Below are 15,540 nucleotides of genomic sequence, written 5' to 3'. Positions count from 1 at the left end.
CATATATACAAGCAGAATGCGCCATGCTGATGTTTTCATGCACCAACATGGGCATGTTGTCCTGATAATATCGTGAAATGCGCCGGCACGGGGACCTTGCCGGCAAGCGTATTGTTCCCGACGGCAAACCAGTATAATTGACACAGTCTGGGCGGCTGGGTAATTGCCGTCCGTTTTGCTTTTTGATTCATTCTATTCATTCTTAACGCGGTTCCACCGCCATCCTGCTCATGCTCGCCCAACAGAAACAAGAAATCATCGCCCTGTTCCAGGCCGCCCTCGCTCCCGTCCTGGCCGGCACTTCGCTGACGCCATCCGTGGTGCTCGAGCGACCACGCGATGCATCGCATGGCGACGTCGCCTGCAACATCGCCATGCAACTGGCCAAGCAGCTGAAACAGAATCCGCGCGAACTGGCGCAAACCATCGTCACGGCCGTGCTGGCCAACCCGGCTGGCCATGGCCTGATCGAGGCAGTGGAAATCGCCGGCCCCGGCTTCATCAACGTGCGCGTCTCCGCCGCCGCCAAGCAGGCCGTCGTGAAGACCATCTTGAGCGAAGCCGACAGCTATGGCCGCAGCACGGCAGGCGCCGGCAAACAGGTCATCCTGGAATTCGTCTCGGCCAACCCGACCGGCCCGCTGCACGTGGGCCACGGCCGCCAGGCGGCCCTGGGCGACGCCCTGTCCTCGCTGTTCGACGCGCAAGGCTACCAGGTGACGCGCGAGTTCTACTATAACGACGCAGGCGTGCAGATCCAGACCTTGGCCAATTCCGTGCAGGCGCGCGCGCGTGGCTTCAAGCCGGGCGACGCCGAATGGCCAGAGTCCGCCTACAACGGCGACTACATCGCCGACATCGCCAACGATTTCAAGGCCGGCAAGACCGTCTCGGCCAGCGATGGCTTGCCCGCCACGGCGAATGGCAACGTGGAAGACATCGATTCGATCCGGCCGTTCGCCGTCACCTACCTGCGCAACGAGCAGGATATCGATCTGCAGGCGTTTGGCGTGAAGTTCGACAATTACTACCTGGAGTCATCGCTGTACGCGGACGGCAAGGTCAATAGCGCGGTCGAAACGCTGGTCAAGGCGGGCCACACTTACGAGCAGGATGGCGCGCTGTGGCTGCGCACCACCGACTTCGGCGACGACAAGGACCGCGTCATGCGCAAGACCGATGGTACCTACACGTATTTCGTGCCGGACGTGGCGTATCACCTGGTGAAATGGCAGCGCGGCTTCGTGCAGGCCATCAATATCCAGGGCAGCGACCACCACGGCACCATCGCGCGCGTACGCGCCGGCCTGCAGGCGGTCGACATGGGCATCCCGCAAGGCTACCCCGACTACGTGCTGCACAAGATGGTTACCGTCATGAAGGACGGCGAAGAGGTGAAAATCTCGAAGCGCGCCGGCTCCTACGTGACCGTGCGCGACCTGATCGAATGGTCGGGCGGCGGCGACATCGCCAAGGGCCGCGACGCCGTGCGCTTCTTCCTGATCTCGCGCAAAGCCGATACGGAATTCGTCTTCGACGTCGACGTGGCGCTGAAAACCACCGATGAAAACCCGGTGTATTACGTGCAGTACGCGCATGCGCGCATCTGCCGCATCCTGGAAAACTGGGGTGGCGATGGAAGCACGGTCACCGGCATTGACTTGTCTCCCCTGACGGCACCGACCGAAGCGACCCTGCTGGCGACCCTGGCCGCCTACCCGGAAATGCTGGCGCGCGCGCAAGCGGAGCTGGGGCCGCATCAAGTTGCCTTCTACCTGCGCGACCTGGCCGCCAATCTGCACAGCTTCTACTTCGCCGAAAAAGTGCTGGTCGAGGACGAAGCCGTCAAGATGGCCCGCCTGGCCCTCGTCATCGCCGCGCGCCAGGTACTGCGCAACGGCCTGGCACTGATCGGCGTATCCGCGCCAAACAAAATGTAATCGCGAAGGTCTAACCGTCAATGAATCACGCCTCCTCTTACACTTCGCGCGCCACGCCGAGCCGCCGCCAGCAGGGCAACACGCTGGTCGGCATCATCATCGGCCTGGTCATCGGCCTGGGCATCGCCGTGGTAGTCGCCCTGGTGATCACAAAGGGCGCCTCGCCCTTCACCGACAAGTCGGGCAAGGCCGGCAAATCGGCCGAACCGACCGCCGGCCAGATCGCCGATCCGAACAAGCCGATGTACGGCAACAAGGAAGCGGCCAAGGAAGCGGCGCGCGACTTCTCCAAGGAGCCACGCGAGATCGTCACGCCGACGCAGCCAGCTGCGCCCGCGCCCACCACCGCGCAGCAGCCGAAGGCACCGCCGCCGGACGCACTGCAGGAATTGATCGGCACCCTGAAGGACAAGCCGGCGCCGAAAACGCCGGCCGCAGCACCCGCGCCGCAAGCCAAGGCCGACGTGAAAGAGACCAAGGCCGATGCAGCCACCGACAAATGGATTTATTATCTGCAGGCCGGCGCCTTCCATGACATGTCGGACGCCGAAAGCACGCGCGGCAAACTGGCGCTACTGGGATTCGAAGCGGCCATCAGTGACCGCAGCACCGATGCCGGCGTGCTGCACCGCGTGCGCATCGGACCGTTCAACCAGCTCGAAGCGATGAACCGCGCGCGCACCAAGCTGTCTGAAAATGGCATCGATGTCGCCGTCGTCCGCAACCAAAAATAAGGAACCAGCATGCGTTTTCTGAAGAAAATCCTGTTCGCCGCCGCCCTGTGCACCGTAGCCATGGGCGCATCGGCCTCGCCGGCCGAGCCGAAGAACGGCGTCGAATACGAAACCCTGGCCACGCCGCAGGCGACGGAATCGGGCAAGAAAATCGAAGTGACGGAATTTTTCGCCTATTACTGCCCGCATTGCAACGTGCTTGAGCCGCAACTGGCGGCCTGGGTCAAGAAGCAGGGCGACAACATCGTCTTCAAGCGCGTGCATGTGTCGCGCGATGACAGCGTGGCGCCGCAGCAGCGCCTGTTCTTCACCCTGCAAGCCATGGGCATGCTCGACAAGCTGCACACCAGCGTCTTCCACGCCATGCACGTGGAGCGCAACCGCCTGAACACCGACGACGCCGTTTTCGACTTCGTCGCCAAGCAGGACGTGGACCGCCAGAAGTTCATCGACACTTATCGTTCGATGGGCATCTCGGCCCGCGTGCGCCGTGCGGATGCCATGATGCAGGGTTATAACGTGACGTTCTGGCCCATGATCGCCATCGACGGTCGCTACATCACCTCGCCTTCGCAAGCCGATCAAGGCAGCAAGTCGACAAAGAACGAAGAGCAGCTGAACGCCCAGGCGCTGAACGTGATGGACGTGCTGGTCGCGAAAGCCAAAGCGGAAAAGAAATAAGCATGACCACTTCCCTGACGCAGCCCCGGCACGCGCGCATCGCCTGATGCACAGCGTTTTCATCACGGGGGCGTCGAGTGGACTGGGCGCCGCCCTGGCACTGCAGTACGCGCGCCAGGGCGCCCAACTGGGCTTGCTGGCCCGCCGCGGCGAAGCGCTGCAGCAACTGATCGCCTCCCTGCCCCACCCTGAACGCCACCGCGCCTACGCCATCGATGTGTGCGACCACGCCGCCCTGAAAAGCGCGGCAGATGACTTTATCGCCTGCGCCGGACGCATCGACGTCGTCATCGCCAGCGCCGGCGTGTCGTTCGGCACCCTGACCGAACACGCGGAAGACCTGGACGCCTTTGCGCGCCTGATGGCCATCAATGTCACGGCCACCGTTGCCACCTTCGCGCCCTTCATCGCCGCCATGAAAACCCAGGGCAACGGGCGCCTGGTGGGCATCGGCAGCGTGGCCGGCATACGCGGCCTGCCCGGCGCCGAAGCCTACAGCGCCTCGAAGGCGGCCGTGATCAGCTACTGCGAATCGCTGCGCCTGGAACTCAAACCGGCCGGCATCAAGGTCGTCACCATCACGCCCGGCTACATCGACACGCCGATGACGCGCCACAACGCCTACCGCATGCCCTTTTTGATGCCGGCCGAAAAATTCGCCGTGCGCGCCGCGCGCGCCATCGCCGACGGCGACAGCTATCGCGTGATCCCGTGGCAGATGGGCGTCGTCGCCAAGCTGCTGCGCGCGCTGCCCAATGCCGTCTACGATATGGCCTTCGCCAATGCGCCGCACAAGGCGCGCAGCAAGCCATCCGGCGACAGCCAGTAACCCGACTCTCCCCATGACGAAGCACTCAGACTTGAACAGCGCGGCCATCGCCGCCCATTGCGCCACAGGCGCCGCCCACGTGGCCATCGAAGTGGTCGACGAAACGGGATCGACCAACGCCGATCTGCTGGCGCGCTGCGCCGCCCTGACCGGACCGACCCTGCGCGTCGCAGGCCAGCAGACGGCCGGACGGGGGCGTGCCGGGCGGCCCTGGGTGTCGCAGGCGGACGCCAGCCTGATGTTCTCGCTGGCCTGGCGCTTCAAGGGGCCGCTGCATCAGCTGGTCGGCCTGCCGCTGGCCGTCGGCGTGGCGCTGGCCGAAAGCATGACGGCGCTGGGCGTGCCGGTGCAGCTGAAGTGGCCGAACGACCTGCTCAAGGATGGCCATAAACTGGCTGGTATCCTCGTCGAGACGCAGCAGGCACAGGGCAACGATAGTGGCGGCGTATGGGCCGTGATCGGCTGCGGCATCAATCTGCTGATGCCCGATGCGCTGGAACGGCAGATCGGGCGCAGTGTCTCGGCCGTGCCCTGGTTGGCGCAGATGGAACGCAATACGCTGGTGGCGGCCTTGCTCAGCCGCCTGGCTGGCGTGCTGGCCGAATTCGACGACACGGGCTTTGCGCCCTTTGCCGAACGCTGGAAGCTGCTGCATGCGTGGCAGGGCCAGCACGTGAAAATCCTCGACAACGGCCAGTTGCTGCAGCAAGGCGTGGCCGCCGGCGTGGATCACCTTGGCCGCCTGCTGCTGCGCACCGATGGCGGCCTGCAAGAAATCATGTCCGGCGACGTGTCGCTGCGCCTGACCGGGGAGTAAGCACATGCTACTGCTGATAGACGCCGGCAATACGCGCATCAAGTGGGCACTCGTGGCCACCGGGAGTGCCCCCGGCGGCTGGCTGACCAGCGGCGCCGTCACGCATGCGCAGATCGACACCCTGGCCGCGCAGTGGGCGACACTCGCCATCAACGAAGCGCTGCTGTCGAACGTGGCAGGCAATGTCATCGGCATGCGCCTGCGCGCCATGCTGCCGGTCGCTGCCCGTGACTTTGCCTCGCTGCCGCAGCTGGCCGGGCTGACGAACGGCTACCGCGCGCCGTCGCAACTGGGCTGCGACCGTTTTGCCGCCGCCATCGGCGCGCACGCGCTGGCGCCTGGCCAGGCGGTCATCGTCGCCAATTGCGGCACCGCCACCACCATCGACGCCATCACGGCCGATGGCGTTTTCCTCGGCGGGATGATCTTGCCGGGACTGGGACTGATGGCCAGCTCGCTGGCGCGCAACACGGCGCAGCTGCCGCAAATCGCCAGCGACGCCATGCTGCCAGCCGGCTTTGCCGACAACACGGACGACGCCATCCTCTCCGGCTGCCTGGCTGCCCAGGCGGGCGCCATCGAACGGGCCGTGCGCATGCACGGCGCCAGCGCCTGTTTATTGTCAGGCGGTGCCGCGCCGCGTATCGCACCGGCCCTGGCACTGGCGGTACCGCTGCATCTGGTGGACAATATTGTCATGCTCGGCCTGCAGGCGGCCGCGCGCGCTGGCGCGGCAGGAACACAAGGAAACCACGTATGCTGAAATTTATCTTCTGGCTGCTGGCCGGCATCAACCTGCTGGTGCTGGCCATCGGGCAGGGATATCTGGGCAGTTTTCGTAGTGAGACGCGCGAACCGGCGCGCCTGAAAAACCAGCTGCAGGCCGGCAAGCTCACCTTGCTGACGCAGGAGCAGGCCACGGCGCCCGCCGCCGAAGAGGGCGCGACGCCGACGGCGACCGCACCGGCTGCACCGCCATCGTATGCCTGCACGGAGGTGGGCAATTTCCTGCTGGCCGACGGACGCCGCTTCGAGGCACAAGTGGCAGCGCTGGACCTGGGCGACCGCCAGTCGCGCCGCAACGTGGCCGGCCAGGAAATTTCCAGCTACATGGTGTACATCCCGCCGCAGGGCAGCAAGGAAGGCGCCGACCGCAAGGCCGGTGAATTGAAGCAGCTGGGCGTGACGAATTACTTCATCATGAACGAAGGCAGCCCGCTGCGTTGGGGCATTTCCTTGGGTGTCTTCAAATCGGAAAACAGCGCGCAAAGCCAGCTGGCATCGCTCAACAAGCAGGGCGTGCACAGCGCCCGCATCGCGCCGCGCTACAGCACCAGCAAGCAGCTGGCTTACCAGTTCCGCGACCTCGACGCCGCCACGCGCGCGCGGCTGGAGAAAATTAAAACGCAGTTCCCGGAGCAAGAACTGCGCAATTGTAAATAACTACCTTTGAATCACGATAGGCTTGATACCCGTCGACTCAGGTAGATTCGCTGCCGCGCGGGCCGCGTCGGCACGGCTGGAGAACGGTCCGCCATACAGACGGAACAGGTTACCGGCCTGCACCACCCCAAGCGTCCCCAGCGCCGCCGCGTATGGCGCCAGGAGCGAACGTCCCGTTTCCGCATTGTCGGCGCGCGAGTAGGCGCCCAGTTGCAAATAAAAGCCGCTGGCCAGCGCCGCCGGGGCAGGCATCGCCACCGTCGCATCGCCGGGCAGCATCTGCGTCGACACTTCCGGCTGCACCACGGCGCCCGTTTCCACCGGCGTATCGATGGAGATAGCCACCACGGAAGGCACCGGCTTGGGCGCCGCTCGAGCAGCCAGGATGGCATCGATATCGGCTGGCAGCAACCGTTCGACCACCACCTGATGGCTGCCCTTGCTCAGGAATCCCAGTTTCAGCGCCGCCGTATAGGACACGTCGATCACGCGCGTGGCGTGGAACGGACCGCGGTCGTTGATGCGCACGATCACCTGTTCGCCACTGTCGAGACTGGTCACGCGCGCATACGATGGAATCGGCAAGGTAGGATGGGCTGCCGTCATCTTGTACATATCGTAGATTTCGCCCGACGAGGTGCGCTGGCCATGGAATTTCTTGCCATACCAGGTGCCCGTGCCCTTCTGCTTGAACGGTTCGTTGTCGGTGATCGGCGTGTAGGTTTTGCCAAACACGACGTAAGGACGGTTCGAGCGCGTGGAATACGGCTCGTTGCGCACTTCCGCATCGGGCACGTCGCGCAGCTTGGCGGGCGGATTGTCGCCCGGGCCGTCATCCTTGTAGTAGCCGCCGCGCCCGGAACCGGCCGCCGGCAGCGCCGGCAAGGTGGGATCCTGGCGCACGGGCACCTTGACCTTGCCGCCGGATGGCAGCGGCACGTTATTCGATGCGGGCTTTTGCGGCGTGGTGCCGCAGGCGGCCAGGGTCAGCAAGACCGCCAGGCTCAGTCCGCGCATGGCGAAGATGTCGAAAGGCGCGCGCATCAGGTCTGCACCAGCTTGCGATGACGCTGGATGCTCATCAGGATACCGGTGGCCACGCCCAGGGTCAGCAGCGCGGTGCCGCCATAGCTGAGGAAAGGCAGGGGAACGCCGACCACCGGCACGATGCCGCTGACCATGCCCATGTTGACGAAGGCGTAAGTAAAGAAAATCATGGTAATGGCTCCTGCGAGCAAACGGGTGAAAAAGCTGGGGGCATTGGCGGCGATCATCATCCCCCGTCCCACCAGCAGCAAATACATCAGCATCAGAATCAGATTACCCACCAGGCCGAACTCCTCCGAATACACGGCGAAGATGAAGTCGGTCGTGCGCTCCGGGACGAATTCCAGGTGGGCCTGCGTGCCGTGCGTCCAGCCCTTGCCCGTCATGCCGCCGGAGCCGATGGCGATGATGGACTGGATGATATGGAAGCCCTTGCCCAGCGGGTCCTTGGTCGGGTCGATCAGCATCATCACGCGGTCGCGCTGGTAATCATGCAGGTGCGACCAGGCGATCGGCAGGCAGGAAACAAAGGTGATCAGCAAGCCGGCCAGCACCTTCCACGACAGGCCGGCCAGGAAGATGACGGTAAAGCCTGCCGCCACCACCAGCAATGCCGTGCCCAGGTCGGGCTGGCGCGCGATCAGGTAGACAGGCACCAGCAACAGCAGGGCCGCCATCAGGAACGATTTCCAGCGCAGGGCGCCCGCATTATGCTGGAAGAACCAGGCCAGCATCAGCGGCGTGGCGATCTTCAGGAATTCGGATGGCTGAATGTCGATCACGCCGATATGCAGCCAGCGCCGCGCACCCAGCTTGATGGTGCCGAACAGCGCCACGGCCACCAGCAGTATCACCGATATCGTGTACGCGGGCACGGCGATGCGCATCATCATCTGCGGCGTGATGTTGGCCGCCACCCACATCACGAAAAAGCACAGCAGGATGTTGCGCAAATGGTCCTCGATTTTGCCGGGGATGCCGATGCTGGCCGAATACAGGGTCAGCAGGCTGGTACACAGCAGCATCAGAATGATGATCATCAGCGGCGGATCGAACACCGCCAGGTAGGGTTTGGCGCGCCGCCACAGCGAACGCCTCTCGTTAATGGGCATGTGCTTCCTTATTGCCTGGCAGGTAACGCCGGGGCGGCCTGCTCGTCAGTGATTTCTTCCAGGGTGCGCACTTCGTCGACATCTTCCTTGGGCACCTTGGTGGTGTCCTTTTCCTTGTCGCTCGGGCGCTTGCCCAGCAGGTAGTAGTCGAGCGCCTTGCGCGCGATCGGGGCGGCCACGCCGGCACCGAAGCCCGCGTTTTCCACCACGATGGCAATCGCGATGCGCGGCTTGTCGGCCGGTGCGAAGGCCGTAAACAAGGCATTGTCGCGCAGGCGTTCAGCCAGCAACTTGGCATTGTACTTCTCGTTTTTCTTGATGCCCACCACCTGCGCCGTCCCCGTCTTGCCGCCCACCGTGTACTGCACGCCGGCAAAGATGCGCGCGGCCGTGCCGCCCTGCTCGCTGGTGACTCCGACCATGGCGCGCTTGATGATGTCGATGTTTTCCTGCTTGAGCGCGATGCGGTAGCTTTCCTTCGGTACCGTCAGGGTGCGCGCACGCGTGGCGGCGTCTTCGATGATCTTCACCAGATGCGGTTTCATCACCACGCCGTTATTGGCCAGGTTGGCTGTCGCGTGGGCGATCTGCAGCGGCGTATAGGAATTGTAGCCGGAGCCATTACTCACCGAAATCGTGTCGCCGCCCACCCATTTTTTCTGCTGTGGCGTCTTGAAGCGGTTGCGCTTCCATTCCGTCGACGGCAGCACGCCCGTCTTTTCATTATTCAGGTCTATGCCCGTCAACTGGCCGAAACCGAACGGCTTCATGAAGTCGTGGATGGCGTCGATGCCCATGTCGCGGCCCAGCTGATAGTAATAGGTGTTGCAGGACACGACGATAGACTTGTGCATATCCACCGTGCCATGACCGCCCACCTTGTCGTCGCGGAAGGTGTGGCCACCCAGGATGAAGAAGCCTGGATCGGAGATCGACTGGCTCGGCGTGCGCTTGCCCAGTTCGAGTGCGGCCAGCGCCATGAAAGGCTTGAAGGTCGAACCGGGCGCGTAGGTACCGGACAGGGGCCGGTTGACCATCGGCCGGTCCAGCGAAGTATTGAGTTCATTCCAGCTTTGCTGGTCGATGCCGTCGACGAACAGGTTCGGGTCGTAGCCGGGCTTGGAGACGTAGGCCAGGATGTCGCCCGTGGCCGGGTCGATCGCCACGGCCGCGCCGCGCCATTCGCCAAACGCTTCCTCGACCACTTTTTGCAGTTCGATGTCGATCGACAGGATCAGGTTGTTGCCAGGCGTCGCTGCCGTGCGCGACAGCGTGCGCATGGCGCGCCCGCCGGCCGACACTTCCACTTCTTCGTAGCCGGTGGTGCCATGCAGCTGCTTTTCGTAGCTTTTTTCCAGGCCTTCCTTGCCGATATGGTCGGTGCCATTGTAGTTGGCCGCGTCCTCGCCCTCTTCCAGCGCCTTGGCTTCATTGCGGTTGATGCGGCCGATGAAGCCCACCACGTGCGACGCCACCTCGCCCATCGGATACTGGCGGAATAATCGCGCCTGCACCTCCACGCCGGGGAAGCGGAAACGCTGCGCCGTGAAGCGCGCCACTTCTTCATCCGTCAGGCGCGTGCGCAGCGGCACGCTGACAAAATTCTTCGATTCTTCCAGCAGCTTCTTGAAGCGGCGGCGGTCCTTAATGTCGATCTGCACCAGCGTCGACAGCTCGTCGATCACCGAATCGAGGCTGGCACTCAATTTCGATGGCGTGATTTCCAGCGTATAGGCCGAGTAATTGCGCGCCAATACCACGCCGTTGCGGTCAAGGATCAGGCCGCGCGTGGGCACGATGGGCACCACGGCGATGCGGTTGTCTTCGGCCTTGGTCGCGTAGTCCTCGTGCTTGATCACCTGCAGCCAGATGAAGCGCGCCAGCAGCAGCGAAAAGCAGACGAAGACGAGCGCGCCCAGGATGGTCAGGCGCATGCGGAAAAAATGCAGTTCACGCTCGGTATTCTTAAGTTCAGTCATGGCAGGCGCCCGTCAAATCGGCCGGTTATGATCGCGGTCCACGGCGCGGCGCTGCGGTGCCAGCAAGATCCACGTGACGAAGGGCCATAGGGCGACGGCGACGAAGCTCTCGATGAAATTGAGCCAGCCGGGGAAACGGCCCGAGACGATCAAACGCGTCAGCAATTGCAGCGCCTGCGTCAGCAGCAGCAGCGGCAACACATGCAGCGCCTGCGTCAGGATGGGGAACCACAGCACGCGGCGGTGCATCATGATGGCGAAGTAGGACAGCAAGGTGTAGGCCAGCGCATTCTCGCCCAGCAGGGTCGAGTCGTGTACGTCCATCATCAACCCCATGAAGAAGGCCACGCCGATGCCGACCTTGCGCGGCTGGTGGATACCCCAGAAGACCAGCACCAGGGCGACGAAATCGGGCACGCCGACGAACTGCCCCCATGGCAGCAGGTTCAGCAGAAAAGCGCACAGCAGGGAAAAACCGATGAACAGGGGGCTGACCGGCAGCAGGATGTAATGCGGGCGGTTCATCGTGTCGCCTCCTTCGGTGGCACGGCGGCAGGTGTTGGTGCGGCGGCAGGCGCCGCCGGTTTCGGCGCGGGGCCGGCAGGCGGTTTCGCGAACGGCGCGGTGGCTGTATTGGTGGCCGGTGGTGTCGCAGCGGCGGCGGCAGGCTCCTTGACCGGATCCTTGATCGGCGCCATCTTGCCGGCGATCTTGCGGCCCGTCTTGACGTCTTCGACTGGCGGACGCGGTGGGATCTCCGGCGACGTCATCAAGATGAGCAGTTGGGTGTTGCGTTCAATGCCAGCCAGCGGCTGGCACACGACGCGGCCAAATGGACCGTGCGCATTGCGCTCGACCAGGGTCACGCGCGCCACGGCCAGGCCGGCCGGATACAGGCCATCGAGGCCAGAGGTAATGACGATGTCGCCAATCTGGATGTCGGCGGTGGGAGCCGTAAAGCGCAGTTCCATGGTGCCGGACTTGCCGCGCCCGATAGCCACGCTGCGCACGCCATTACGCAGCAGCTGCACGGGAATGGCCTGTTCTTCATCGGTCAGCAAGGTCACTTCCGAGGTGAACGGGAACACGCGCGTGACTTGTCCCACCACGCCCAGGTTGTCGATCACGGGACGGCCCAATTCGACGCCATTCTGGATGCCCCGGTCCAGCACGATCTTGCGCGTGGCAGAATCGCGCGTGTCATACAGGACTTCAGCCATCATGGTCTTGACCGGAACTCTTTCGCGCGCCTCCATCAACTTGCGCAAATGGTTGTTTTCAACGATATTGAGCTGCGCCTGCTGCATGATCTGCGCCGAAGCGATTTGTTCGTGCTTCAGGTCACGCACCTGTTTTTCCAGGGAGGACAGCGAAGAAAAGTAGTTGCCGACGCCAAGCGCTACATCGCGCGGCACCAGGGCCGCCATCTGCACCGGATACAGCACCGTGCCGACTGCCTGGCGCACGGCCGTCAAAGCGTGCATGCGCGAATCGACCAGCAACAGGGCGATTGAGATGCCGGCGAACACCATCATCTTGACGCGGGCGGAGGCGCCTTGTTTGAAAAGTGGCGGAGGACTGTATTCCATGACTTCCAATAATCAGGCCAGGCGCAGTGCGCCAACGTGCAAGCCCCGGTCGAACGCCGGCGCCAAAACCAAAAAAAGGCCGGAGTTGGTTTCCGGCCCTTCTGTCAGATTATTCGTAGGAGAAGATCGAGCCGAGCTTGTCCATACGCTCCAGAGCCATCCCGGAACCGCGCACCACACAGGTGAGCGGGTCCTCGGCCACCAGCACCGGCAGGCCGGTTTCCTCCATCAGCAGGCGATCCAGGTCGCGCAACAGTGCGCCGCCACCCGTCAGCATCATGCCTTTTTCGGCGATGTCGGCTCCCAGTTCCGGCGGTGTCTGTTCCAGCGCGTTCTTCACGGCCGAAACGATGTTGTTCAGCGGATCGGTCAGCGCTTCGAGAATCTCGTTGCTGGAAATGGTGAACGAGCGCGGGATGCCTTCGGACAGGTTGCGGCCCTTGACTTCCATTTCCTTCACTTCCGAACCCGGGAAAGCCGAACCGATGGCTTTCTTGATGGCTTCGGCCGTTTGTTCGCCGATCAGCATGCCGTAGTTGCGGCGGATGTAGTTGACGATGGCTTCATCGAACTTGTCGCCGCCCACGCGCACGGAACCCTTGTAGACCATGCCGCCCAGCGAGATGATGCCCACTTCCGTGGTGCCGCCGCCGATGTCGACCACCATCGAGCCGGTCGCTTCGGACACGGGCAAGCCCGCGCCGATGGCCGCTGCCATCGGTTCTTCGATCAGGTATACCTGCGAAGCGCCGGCGCCCAGCGCCGATTCGCGGATCGCGCGGCGCTCGACCTGGGTCGAACCGCACGGCACGCAAATGATGATGCGCGGCGAAGGACGGAAGAATTTCGAGTCGTGCACCATGCGGATGAATTGCTTGAGCATCTGCTCGGTCACGGTGAAGTCGGCGATCACGCCATCTTTCATCGGACGGATCGCTTCGATATTGCCCGGCACCTTGCCCAGCATCTGCTTGGCTTCCTTGCCGACTGCCTGAATGGTTTTCTTGCCATTCGGACCGCCTTCCTGGCGGATGGCGACAACGGACGGTTCGTCCAGAACGATACCGAGGCCGCGCACATAAATAAGGGTGTTGGCCGTGCCCAAGTCAATGGCCAGATCGGTGGAGATATACCTGCGTAAAAAACCAAACATGAGTGTCCTGTAGCGCATCGAGCTGCGCAAAAGCTGTTTATAGGGAGTTTCAAAGCGGGCGCTTTCAGGCCCCCTGAAAATCCATGAAGGCGATTTTCCCGGGTGTCACTTGGCGCTTGCGCAATCTTTTCTATGCTGCGGCAGCGGTCCATCAGCGCCGGCAACGCATTAACCCGCCATTCTACCTTATAATTTGAATGCGATTTGCTCAAAAACCATGGAAAAGTGCGACTCTTGCGGCCGCGACTTACGCGGCATTCCTCGGCTTTTGTGAGCAAAAAAGCAGCAAATACCCGCGTTTTATCAAAACGCCAACTTAATACTCATGCGCGTCACTCCGCGCCATTCGCCATGTCCCTGACACTCTCCGACGTAAAACGCATCGCCCACCTGGCACAACTTGAAATGGCCGACGATCAGGCCGTCACGTCGTTGGCCCAATTGAACAAGATTTTTGCACTGGCGGAACAAATGCAAGCCGTCAATACCGATGGCGTAGCCCCCCTGAGCCATCCGCTGGCCGCCCACATGGACAATATCGCCCTGCGCCTGCGTGAGGACATCGCCACCGAAGCAAATCGCCGCGAGGCTTACCAGGCTGTGGCGCCGAAAGTCCAGGATGGCCTGTACCTGGTGCCCAAGGTCATCGAGTAATTACGCCGCTGTGCAGTCCCCGCCTTTTTGCCGAATATCAAAATAGAAACGCCATGCATACAAAATCCATCAAACAGCTGTCCACGCTTTTGCAGAACAAGGAAATTTCCGCCGTTGCACTGGCGACGCACTTCCTCGACCGCATCGCAGCGGACACTTCGAACGCCTTCCTGCACGTCGACCGTGCCCTGACCCTGGTGCAAGCTGCCGAGGCCGATGCGCGCATCGCCGCCGGCACAGCCACGCCATTGACGGGCGTGCCGATCGCGCACAAGGACCTGTTCGTCACTAAGGGCTGGCGCACGACGGCCGGCTCGAAAATGCTGGCCAACTACGCCAGCCCATTTGACGCCACCGTGGTGGAAAAATTCCAGGCGGCCGGCATGGTCACCCTGGGCAAGGTCAATTGCGATGAATTCGCCATGGGTTCCGGCAACGAGAACTCGGCCTTCGGCGCCGTGCAGAACCCGTGGGACAACGCCGCCGTGCCAGGCGGTTCGTCCGGCGGCTCGGCCGCCGCCGTTGCTGCCGGCTTGACGCCAGCAGCCACCGGTACCGACACGGGCGGCTCGATCCGCCAGCCGGCCGCCTTCTGTGGCATCACTGGCATCAAGCCAACCTATGGCCGCGTCTCGCGCTTCGGCATGATCGCCTTTGCCTCGTCACTGGACCAAGGCGGCCCAATGGCCCGCTCGGCCGAAGACTGCGCCCTGCTGCTCACCGCCATGGCCGGCTTCGACGAACGCGATTCGACCAGCCTGTCGCCGGAACAGGGGGGCGTGGCGGAAGATTTTTCGCGCAGTCTTGATGAACCCCTCACAGGCTTGCGCATCGGCGTGCCGCGCGAGTATTTCGGCGAGGGCCTGGCCAAGGACGTGGAAGCGGCCGTGCGCGGCGCACTGGCGCAGTATGAAAAGCTGGGCGCTACCCTGGTCGATATCTCGCTGCCGAACACGGCCCTGTCGATTCCCGCCTACTACATGATCGCGCCGGCCGAAGCGTCGTCGAACCTGTCGCGCTACGACGGCGTGCGCTACGGCCACCGCGCGGCCGAGTACAAGGACTTGCAGGACATGTACAAGAAGTCGCGCGCCCAGGGCTTCGGCCCGGAAGTGCAGCGCCGCATCATGGTCGGCACCTATGTGCTGTGCCATGGCTACTACGACGCCTACTACCTGAAGGCGCAAAAGATCCGCCGCCTGATCGCGCAGGATTTCGACGCCGTCCTGAATGGCCCGAACGCCGTCTGCGACGTCATCATGGGCCCCGTCGCGCCAACCGTCGCCTGGGACCTGGGCGACAAGACAGACGACCCGGTCGCGAACTACCTGGCCGACATCTACACCCTGTCGACCAGCCTGGCCGGCCTGCCCGGCATGTCGATCCCTTGCGGTTTCGGCACCGGAGAGAAAAACAACAAGCGCCCCGTCGGCCTGCAAATCATCGGCAATTATTTTGGCGAAGCCAAACTGCTGAATGTGGCCCACCAGTTCCAGCAAGTGACGGACTGGCATACGCGCGCTCCTGCCGGCATCTAAATATATATTTGCGCCGCTTTGCCG

General features: G+C 63.1%; 15 protein-coding genes. 9 read left to right on the top strand and 6 right to left on the bottom strand.

All coding sequences use genetic code 11. The annotated features are described in order from the left end of the window. Positions 1-230: 230 nt before the first annotated feature. The 7 genes from argS to ACP7DE_RS24895 are packed head-to-tail and all read left to right on the top strand — an operon-like array spanning position 231 to position 6,444. Positions 231-1,940: an arginine--tRNA ligase gene (argS, locus tag ACP7DE_RS24925; protein ID WP_426074617.1), complete on the top strand. Its 1,710-nt coding sequence runs from the start codon at positions 231-233 to the stop codon at positions 1,938-1,940. 20 nt (positions 1,941-1,960) lie between these two features. Then, the gene (locus tag ACP7DE_RS24920; RefSeq protein ID WP_426074616.1) at positions 1,961-2,674 is read left to right on the top strand and encodes an SPOR domain-containing protein; all 714 of its coding nucleotides are present in this window, start codon (positions 1,961-1,963) and stop codon (positions 2,672-2,674) included. Between the two features lie 9 nt (positions 2,675-2,683). Continuing rightward, the gene (locus ACP7DE_RS24915; RefSeq protein ID WP_426074615.1) at positions 2,684-3,355 is read left to right on the top strand and encodes a thiol:disulfide interchange protein DsbA/DsbL; all 672 of its coding nucleotides are present in this window, start codon (positions 2,684-2,686) and stop codon (positions 3,353-3,355) included. Between the two features lie 46 nt (positions 3,356-3,401). Continuing rightward, positions 3,402-4,184 carry an SDR family oxidoreductase gene (locus ACP7DE_RS24910; protein ID WP_426074614.1) on the top strand — a complete coding sequence of 261 codons (783 nt, stop codon included), beginning with the start codon at positions 3,402-3,404 and terminating at the stop codon, positions 4,182-4,184. Positions 4,185-4,197: 13 nt separating this feature from the next. Then, a complete protein-coding gene (locus ACP7DE_RS24905) occupies positions 4,198-5,001 on the top strand; it encodes a biotin--[acetyl-CoA-carboxylase] ligase (RefSeq protein ID WP_426074612.1) in 804 nt (267 codons plus the stop codon). 4 nt (positions 5,002-5,005) lie between these two features. After that, positions 5,006-5,764 (top strand): type III pantothenate kinase, encoded by a 759-nt coding sequence (locus ACP7DE_RS24900; RefSeq protein ID WP_426074611.1) that lies wholly within the window; start codon positions 5,006-5,008, stop codon positions 5,762-5,764. Further along, positions 5,758-6,444, top strand: a complete 687-nt coding sequence (locus ACP7DE_RS24895; RefSeq protein ID WP_426074610.1) for an SPOR domain-containing protein — start codon at positions 5,758-5,760, stop codon at positions 6,442-6,444. The genes ACP7DE_RS24900 and ACP7DE_RS24895 overlap by 7 nt, the downstream gene beginning before the upstream one ends. Here ACP7DE_RS24895 and ACP7DE_RS24890 read toward each other — a convergent pair whose 3' ends face one another. From ACP7DE_RS24890 to ACP7DE_RS24865, 6 genes are all read right to left on the bottom strand, one after another. Continuing rightward, entirely contained in the window at positions 6,445-7,488 is a 1,044-nt protein-coding gene (locus ACP7DE_RS24890) for a septal ring lytic transglycosylase RlpA family protein (RefSeq protein ID WP_426074609.1), read from the bottom strand. Next, entirely contained in the window at positions 7,488-8,603 is a 1,116-nt protein-coding gene (rodA, locus tag ACP7DE_RS24885; protein WP_426074608.1) for a rod shape-determining protein RodA, read from the bottom strand. The genes ACP7DE_RS24890 and rodA overlap by 1 nt, the downstream gene beginning before the upstream one ends. Positions 8,604-8,611: 8 nt before the next feature. Further along, the gene (gene mrdA / locus ACP7DE_RS24880; RefSeq protein ID WP_426074607.1) at positions 8,612-10,582 is read right to left on the bottom strand and encodes a penicillin-binding protein 2; all 1,971 of its coding nucleotides are present in this window, start codon (positions 10,580-10,582) and stop codon (positions 8,612-8,614) included. Between the two features lie 12 nt (positions 10,583-10,594). After that, on the bottom strand, positions 10,595-11,107 hold the full coding sequence (gene mreD / locus ACP7DE_RS24875) for a rod shape-determining protein MreD (protein WP_035824494.1): 513 nt from the start codon (positions 11,105-11,107) through the stop codon (positions 10,595-10,597). Continuing rightward, positions 11,104-12,171, bottom strand: coding sequence for a rod shape-determining protein MreC (gene mreC / locus ACP7DE_RS24870; RefSeq protein ID WP_426074606.1), 1,068 nt, complete (start codon positions 12,169-12,171; stop codon positions 11,104-11,106). The genes mreD and mreC overlap by 4 nt, the downstream gene beginning before the upstream one ends. A gap of 109 nt (positions 12,172-12,280) precedes the next feature. Next, entirely contained in the window at positions 12,281-13,324 is a 1,044-nt protein-coding gene (locus ACP7DE_RS24865) for a rod shape-determining protein (RefSeq protein WP_010393186.1), read from the bottom strand. Between the two features lie 351 nt (positions 13,325-13,675). On the opposite strand from ACP7DE_RS24865, the gene gatC reads away from it, so the two are divergent. Further along, complete coding sequence (gene gatC, locus ACP7DE_RS24860; RefSeq protein WP_010393184.1) at positions 13,676-13,978, top strand: Asp-tRNA(Asn)/Glu-tRNA(Gln) amidotransferase subunit GatC; 303 nt, start codon at positions 13,676-13,678, stop codon at positions 13,976-13,978. 53 nt (positions 13,979-14,031) lie between these two features. Further along, on the top strand, positions 14,032-15,516 hold the full coding sequence (gene gatA, locus ACP7DE_RS24855; protein WP_426074605.1) for an Asp-tRNA(Asn)/Glu-tRNA(Gln) amidotransferase subunit GatA: 1,485 nt from the start codon (positions 14,032-14,034) through the stop codon (positions 15,514-15,516). Positions 15,517-15,540 lie beyond the last annotated feature (24 nt).

It is taken from the genome of Janthinobacterium sp. DSP2-3-3, assembly GCF_049897325.1.
Taxonomy (GTDB): Bacteria; Pseudomonadota; Gammaproteobacteria; order Burkholderiales; family Burkholderiaceae_D; genus Janthinobacterium.
This window is presented reverse-complemented; position numbering and strand designations above follow the sequence as displayed.